This is a genomic window from Pseudomonas sp. Irchel 3F6 (assembly GCF_900187595.1).
Classification (GTDB): Bacteria; Pseudomonadota; Gammaproteobacteria; order Pseudomonadales; family Pseudomonadaceae; genus Aquipseudomonas; species Aquipseudomonas siliginis.
The window spans coordinates 20,917-28,688 of record NZ_FYDP01000005.1; the positions used below are offsets into that span (position 1 = coordinate 20,917).

7 protein-coding genes are annotated in these 7,772 nt (G+C 61.1%); 2 read left to right on the forward strand and 5 right to left on the reverse strand.

Annotation, left to right across the window (positions count from 1 at the left end; genetic code table 11):
• Positions 1–162 precede the first annotated feature (162 nt).
• Positions 163–516 (forward strand): putative quinol monooxygenase, encoded by a 354-nt coding sequence (locus CKW30_RS17495; RefSeq protein WP_041479832.1) that lies wholly within the window; start codon positions 163–165, stop codon positions 514–516.
• Positions 517–559: 43 nt separating this feature from the next.
• Entirely contained in the window at positions 560–802 is a 243-nt protein-coding gene (locus CKW30_RS17500) for a hypothetical protein (protein ID WP_041479831.1), read from the forward strand.
• Here the strand turns inward: CKW30_RS17500 and CKW30_RS17505 are convergent, their stop codons facing one another.
• The 5 genes from CKW30_RS17505 to CKW30_RS17525 all read right to left on the reverse strand — a co-directional run.
• Entirely contained in the window at positions 803–1,432 is a 630-nt protein-coding gene (locus CKW30_RS17505) for a flavin reductase family protein (protein WP_071173402.1), read from the reverse strand.
• A gap of 135 nt (positions 1,433–1,567) precedes the next feature.
• On the reverse strand, positions 1,568–2,887 hold the full coding sequence (locus CKW30_RS17510) for an MFS transporter (RefSeq protein ID WP_024014128.1): 1,320 nt from the start codon (positions 2,885–2,887) through the stop codon (positions 1,568–1,570).
• 378 nt (positions 2,888–3,265) lie between these two features.
• Positions 3,266–4,594: a sigma-54 dependent transcriptional regulator gene (locus tag CKW30_RS17515; protein WP_095181448.1), complete on the reverse strand. Its 1,329-nt coding sequence runs from the start codon at positions 4,592–4,594 to the stop codon at positions 3,266–3,268.
• Positions 4,594–6,354, reverse strand: a complete 1,761-nt coding sequence (locus CKW30_RS17520) for an ATP-binding protein (RefSeq protein ID WP_095181449.1) — start codon at positions 6,352–6,354, stop codon at positions 4,594–4,596. Before CKW30_RS17520 ends, CKW30_RS17515 begins: the two co-directional genes overlap by 1 nt.
• A gap of 84 nt (positions 6,355–6,438) precedes the next feature.
• Positions 6,439–7,772 (reverse strand): RHS repeat-associated core domain-containing protein (locus CKW30_RS17525; RefSeq protein WP_305885243.1); only part of this gene is annotated, 1,334 nt, incomplete at its 5' end.

Below are 7,772 nucleotides of genomic sequence, written 5' to 3' on the forward strand. Positions count from 1 at the left end.
TTGCGCGGGTTTACAGGTTGTTACAGGTCGTCTGCGCAGTCTCGCAGGATTGTGCAACGCGAAGGCAGGAATCGACTAACGGCGCAACCGCCCCGGCCCTTAACCTTTGCTTCAGTCGCAGCCCGTCCCCCGGCTGTTACGCGATTTCATGGAGGGTTGATCATGTCCAAGCAAATGCCTGTCAGTCATATGGCCTTCGTTCGTGCCCAGCCCGGGCGCTCGGCGGAACTCGGTGTGCGCCTGAGCGCATTGATCGAAGTCTCGCGCGCGGCGCCCGGCTGTCTGAGTTTTTCCTTGCAACAATCGCAGTGCGACGCCGACCTGTGGCTGGTCAGCGGCTACTGGAGCAGTCAGCAAATGATGACGGCGTATTTCAACAGTCCGTCGATGGAAGTCTTCGCCGAGCTGGTCCAGGACCTGGTGGTCAACAGTCTCGACTTCCACACGTTCAGGGACGTTTCCGCCGCGCAGGCCCTCGGTCAATGCGCGGCGCCGATACACAAACTCGCCGGTTGAGGGTTTAATGTCCGGCTTATTTGATTGAGCCAGGATCCGCGACATGGCACGTAAAGAGTTTGAACGCTTCGAAGCAGTCTCCGCAGTCGTCCCCGTCGAGCTGGGCGGCAACAAGGGTTATTACGCGGCGATCGCGGTCAAGGCCCTGGTCGATGGCGGCGCACCACGCTTTCACAAATTGCTCAATGAGCAGGTGTTTCCTGGCGCCATTGCTGCCGATGACGCAGCCATCAACGAACTGGACAAGCTCAAGGGCGTCACCGATGACGCCGAGCTGATCTGGTAATTACTTCTGCGCCCCCGGGCGCCACATCTTGAACAGCGCCTCAGGCCCCAGCTGGAAATAATCCGCCGGCCCGCCGCCGCGCAGAATCGGTTGTGCGGCGGCGGTGTCGTAGATGCCATCCTTCAGCAGCCATTTGGCGATGTGCACCGCGACCACCTCGCCGAGGATCAGCCAGCTCGGCACGGTTTCGCCATCGGCGCGTTGCAGCTGGATGATCTGCGTGACCTTGCACTCGAAGGACACTGGACTCTCGGCGACCCGGGGGACCGAAATCACCTTTGACGCCACGGTGGTCAGCCCCGCCAGTTCAAACTCGTTGACCTCGGGCGCGACCATCGCGCAGCTCTGGTTCATCTGCTCGGCCAACGGGCGGGTGGCGAGGTTCCAGACGAACTCACCGGTCTGCTCGATGTTGTTCAGACTGTCTTTGCGCCCGACACTGGAAAAACCAATGATCGGCGGCACGTAGTTGAAGGCGTTGAAGAAACTGTACGGCGCGAGATTGAGTCGGCCTTCGGCATCCTGCGAGGAAATCCAGCCGATGGGGCGCGGGCCGACGATGGCGTTGAACGGATCGTGAGGCAGGCCGTGGCCGTTGGCGGGTTCGTAGAAGTGGATGTCATCGGGCATGGGGAGCGGATTCCTGAGCTGCATTCGGATGCAGCCATAGTGCAAGGACCCAGCGCATATTTCCAGCCGGACGCGAGACCCCGTAGGGTTCGTGGCAGGACACAGATTTTGTGGCCTGCCAGCGATGCGGTGCGATCAGTCAGTGACGATCCGCGAATGCTTCTGGGTATCTTTCATGGTGATGTACACCAGCAGCGACACGGCAATGCACGCGGTGACATACCAGTAGTAACCGGTTTCCATGCCGATGCTTTTGAACCACAGCGCGATGTATTCGGCAGTGCCGCCGAAGATCGACACGGTCAGTGCGTACGGCAGGCCAACGCCCAGGGCGCGGATTTCGGTCGGGAACAATTCGGCTTTGACCACCGCGTTGATCGAGGTGTAGCCGCTGACAATGATCAGCGCCGCCATGATCAGGAAGAACGCGCCCCACCAGGTCTGGATGGTGTGCAGGGTCATCAGGATCGGCACGGTGAAGATCGTACCGAGCACGCCGAAGGCGATCAGGATCGGGCGACGACCGATCTTGTCCGACAGGCCACCGATGATCGGTTGCAGGCACATGAACAGGAACAGCGTGGCGGCGGAAATGGTGGTCGAGTCGGAGATGCTCATGCCGACCGTGTTCACCAGGTATTTCTGCATGTAGGTGGTGTAGGTGTAGAACGCCAGGGTGCCGCCCATGGTCAGGCCGACCACGGTCAACAGCTCTTTCGGGTGGCGCATCAAGGTGCGCATGGCGCTTTCCTTGGATTTCTCTTTTTTGGTGAACGACTCGGTTTCTTCCATGCCGCGACGCAGGTACAGCGCCACGACCGCACACAGCGCACCGATGGCGAACGGGATACGCCAGCCCCACGCGTAGAGCTGTTCGGTGGTCAGCATGTTTTGCAGCACGATCAATACGCCAAGGGCGATGAGCTGCCCGGAGATCAGGGTCACGTACTGGAAGCTGGAGAAGAAGCCGCGACGTTCCTTGGTCGCCATCTCGGACAGATAAGTCGCCGAGGTGCCGTACTCGCCGCCGACCGACAGGCCTTGCAGCAGGCGGGCAAACACCAGCAGGATCGGCGCGCCGATGCCGATGGTTTCATAATTCGGGCTCAGGGCGATCAGCAGCGAGCCGAAGCACATCAGGTACACCGAGGCCATCAGCGCTTTCTTGCGCCCGACCTTGTCGGCGTACATGCCCATCAGCCAGCCACCGATCGGACGCATCAGGAAGCCCACGGCGAAGATCGCTGCGGTGTTCATCAGTTGCGCAGTGGTGGAACCGGCGGGGAAAAAGGTTTTCGCGAAGTACAGGGAGAAGGCGGCATACACATACCAGTCGTACCACTCGACCATGTTGCCGACAGAGCCGCTGAAGATCGATTTGATCCGGCTGGCGGTGGTTCTCGGTTTGGCCGGCACGGCAGCCGACCCAAGGGGCAGGGCGTTGGAGTTATCCATTGAAGGATCCTTCGTTTAATTGTTTTTGTGGAGCGCGTCGGAACGCAGCCTGCCAGGGCTATAGCAGGAGGTGTGCCAAGGGGTGAGGGGCCGGTTTAGAGGGGGTAGCGGGGAGGAGTGAGCGGATTTGTGCCGACTGATTGGGCTGAGTGAGCGGATTTCCGCTTACCGCGTGAAGATCAAAAGCCCCTCACCCTAGCCCTCTCCCAGAGGGAGAGGGGACTGACCGAGGTGTTCTCGTGGGTTACATCGACCTGCAATATCGAGTCGAATACAGATTCGGGAAAGCATGGAGATCGGCTCCCTCCCCCCTCGCCCCCTTGGGGGAGAGGGCTGGGGTGAGGGGGATGGATTTCAGCTACACCACAAATCTCTGCCTCACTCCGCCAGAAACATCTCCCGACTCAACCCATGCCGCTGCATCTTTTCATTGAACGTGCGGCGCGGCAGTTGCAGTTCTTCGAGCACGGCTTTGACATCACCTTTGTGCCGGGTCAACGCCGCGCGCAGGCATTGCGCTTCGAAGGCTTCCTGCTGCGCCGCCAGTGATTGTCCCGGATCGATTCCGGCGACCGGTTCATCCAGCCCCAATACCTGACGTTCCGCGACGTTGGCCAGTTCGCGCACATTGCCCGGCCAGTCATGGCTGAGCAGGTGACTGAGCTGCGCACCGGTCAACGGCGGAAAGGTCCGGCCCAGACGCTGGGCGGCGTTGTGCGCAAAGGTCTCGAACAGCAACGGAATGTCTTCGCGGCGATCGCGCAGCGGCGGCAAGCGCAGTTCGGCGACGTTCAGGCGATACGCCAGGTCCTCGCGAAAACGCCCGGCGCGGGCTTCGTCGAGCAGGTCCGGTTTGGTCGCCGCGACGATACGCAAATCAACGCGAATGCTTTGGTTCGAACCCAGCCGTTCAAGCTTTTGCTCCTGCAAGACCCGCAGCAATTTCACCTGCTGGGCCAGCGGCATGCTTTCGATCTCGTCGAGAAACAGCGTGCCGCCATCGGCGTATTCCAGCTTGCCGATGCGCTTGCCCGAGGCGCCGGTAAACGCGCCGCTCTCATGGCCGAACAGCTCGGCCTCGAACAGTTGCTCCGGGATCGCCGCGCAGTTCAGCGCCACGAAAGGTTTGCCGGCGCGCGGGCCGAAATCATGCAGGCAACGCGCGACCAGTTCCTTGCCGCTGCCGGTTTCGCCACGAATCAGCACGTTGACCGGCAATGTCGCCAGATCCAGCACTTGCCGACGCAAAGTCTGCAAGCCACGGGACACGCCAAGCAGCGTCGCATCGAGCTTTGCGCGGTTGTCGGCCAGTTCGTGCAGGGCGCGGTTTTCCAGGACCAGGCGGCGTTTGTCCAGCGCCCGGCGCAGGCTGCCGAGCAGGGTTTCCGGGCTGAACGGTTTTTCCAGAAAGTCGTAGGCGCCATCGCGCATGGCTTCGACCGCCATCGGCACATCGCCATGGCCGGTGAGCAGAATCACCGGCAGATCGCTGTCGCGCTTTTGCACTTCGGCGAGCAATTGCAAACCGTCCATGCCGGGCATGCGCACGTCGCTGAGGATCACCCCGGCAAAATGTTCCGGGAGCGCGGCGAGGCATTCTTCGGCGCGGCTGAACAATTGCACCTGAAACCCCGACAGGCTCAGCCACTGTTCAACGGCGTTGCGAATGCTGCTTTCATCGTCGACCACCATCACCGAGTCGAGCATCAGATGTGTGCCTCCAGATCGATTGGCAGGGTCAGGCTGAACACCGCGCCAGTGTCGCCGTTCTCGGCGCTCAGGCGCCCGCCGGATTCATGCACGATGGCGAAGGATACTGCCAGCCCCAGGCCCAGACCGTCACCCACCGGTTTGGTGGTAAAGAACGGATCGAACACCTGGCCGAGATGTTCCTCGGCAATGCCGCCGCCGTTGTCGCTGACGCTCAGCCGCCACAATTGTTCATCAGCCTCCAGACGGATTTCCAGACGCTTGCAGGCTTTGCCGTGCATCGCATCCAGCGCGTTGCGCAGCAAATTGATTAACACCTGTTCCAGACGAATCGCATCACCGCGTACCCACGCCGGGCGGGTCAGATGCAGGACCAGACTGACCTGTTCGTCACGCAGTCGCGCATCGAGCAGTTGCAGCGATTGATCGACCACCGTCGCCAGATCCAGGCGTTCGCGCAAGCCGCTCGGGCTTTTGCGGGCGAAGGTCTTGAGGTGGCCGGTGAGGGCGGCCATGCGCGTGAGCATGTCGTCCACCGGTTTCAGCGCCTTGTAGGCGTCATCGACGCGGCCATGTTCGAGCAGCAGGCGCAGGGTTGCCAGTTGCATGCGCTGGGCGGTCAGCGGTTGATTGATTTCGTGAGCCAGCGCCGCAGACATCTGCCCCAGCGCGGCGAGTTTGGCCGACTGCACCAGACCTTCCTGCGCGGTACGCAAGTCGCGGGTGCCCTCCTCGACCAGGCGCTCGAGTTCTTCACGATTGCGCTGACGGACCTTGGCCAGCCGCCAGCGCTGATTGAGGAACAACAACAGGAACACCAGCGCCAGCCACACGCCAGCGGCGGCCAGCGCGGCGTTGCGCAAATCCTCGAAGGCCACTTGCGGACGGCGCAGCAGGTGCAGGGTCCAGCCTTCGGTCGCCAGCGGCAGCGATTCCCACAGATAATCCGCCGTGCCCTGCGGACCTTCGACCCGGCGCAGATCGCTGTTGTCATCGAAGCGCCGTAGCGGCAAATGGGTCAGCGGCAGCAGCGATTGCTTGTCGTACTGTCGCGTAGTTTTGATCTCGGCCAGATCATCAGCGCTCAACGGCCGCAAGGCGCGATAACGCCAGCCCGGCTGATTGGCGATAAAGATGATCCCGCGTGCATCGCTGACCAGCAGCGTGTCGCTGCCCTGGCTCCATTCGCGCTCCAGTTCCGGGAATTCCAGCTTGACCACCATCGCGCCGAGAAACTCGTCGTTGTCGCCAAGTACGGCGCTGGAAAGGAAATACCCGGGAATGCCGCTGGTCACGCCTACCGCGTAAAAACGCCCGGTGCCTTGGGTGCGGGTCTGGCTGAAATAGGGGCGGAAGCCGTAATTGTGGCCAACGTAACTGCTGGGCAAGCGCCAGTTGCTGGCGGCCACGGCCAGGCCGGTGCGATCGAGCAGTTCAAGGGTCGAGGATTGCGCGGCGCCATTGATCTTTTCCAGCTTCACATTCAATGCCGCTTGCTGCGCAGCATCGACCGGGCCGGCCAGGGCCGAACGCAATTGCGGATCCAGCGCCAGTACGGCGGGCAGGGCGCGATAGCGGTCGATCAGGGTGTGCAAGGAGTTGGCGTACAACCCCAGTTGCTGATTGGCGCGGGCGGCGTCTTCTTCCAGCGCCTGACTTTCCGCGTGGCGCATCGCGAGCGTCGCGGCAATGACCGTGCCGGCGATGATCAGCAGGGAATACAACGACAGACGCAGGGTACGGGAAGTCGGCAGCATGCTGGATGAAAGGTCGGCAGGACGGGCGGGCACGATAGCATGGGCCGAGGTGGCCGGGCGCGCTGTTCGCGCCGGCCGTGTCTGCTAGACAGCTGTCTCCTGTACCTGACGTCGATGCACAAGATTCAACCTCGGCTTCGGCACCGGTCTTGCCTGAGGTTCGGCAGCGAGCGAACGCTCCAGTTGCTGCAGGCGTTCTGTCACGCCTTGCGCCTCGCTTGGCGCTTCGATAGTCGCCTGGGCGGTTTGCATGACCTTGTCGATGGCTTCGAACGGGTCTACACCATTCCTGGACAGCTTCATGACCTGACGCTGTTTTTCTGCATCCAGTGCGTCCAGTTGGGCGTAGAACATCTTCTGGATGTGCTCGGAGTAGCTGTTGAGGTTATCCGTGAAAGTCTTGATGCTGTCGATAAGCGCAGCACCTCCATCGAGAAGAGCGCCCGCGCCGTCGACGGCTTTTGCAGCGCCGTCGCCCAGCGTTTTCAGCCCGTCCTTGAGCTCTTGGGTGTGCAGTGTCTGCGCTGCTTTCAAACCCTTCTTGAAAAAGTGGTAACGCAATACCGGAAACACTATTGCCCCCGCGATTGCCCCTGCGCCGGAACCGATGGCGTTGCCGATTCCGGGTACCACGGTGCCGATGACACTGCCGATGGCGATGCCTTTGCCGATACCGTAAAAGACCGATTTGATGCCGGCCCGGGAGGTGATGAATTTGCCGAACGTCATGCTTTTGCGCACCTCCTCGATGTTCTGGCCTTCAGGAATCAGGCCATCGAACTCGGTAGTCAGGTTGTGCAATTGCTCCGCCGCAGTTTGCGCTTGATCAAAGATACCCACCGCTTTTCTGATCAGGTCAAACACCACTTTGAAGGCACCGGTCTGGTCGACATGGACGATCGGGTTGTTACCGACAAAACCATACAGATTCAAACCGTCCACATCCCCCGCCGGATCCGCACTGACCCAGCGCTGCAACCACGGCGCGTAATAACGGGCGCCGTAGTAGTACAAACCGCTGACATCCATTTCCTTGCCGGAATAACGGATAAAGCGGTATTCGATTTCCGATTCCGGCGCCATCCATGCGGTTTCGCCGAACGGGTAATAGCCTTCTGCGCTGGTGACCACAGCGTCTTCATTGAGCTCCATCACGCAAGAGCCGAGGTGGTCTTCGAGGGTGTAGCGCATCTGGTCGTCTATCGGCGTCGAACGTTGCGCCCAATGCAGGCAGCGCGCGTTACCGAGGCTGATGATGTGCAGCTCTTCGCCGTTGTCCTTGCTGCGAATTTCCAGCCCTGGCAGGTAACGCACCTGGTGGAAGTGGCGGACCTTGTCGGTGAACCATTCATGACATTTGAGGACCCGCTGGCCCGCGCTGTACTGGTAATACTCGGCATCGTTATCGCTGTCCTGCC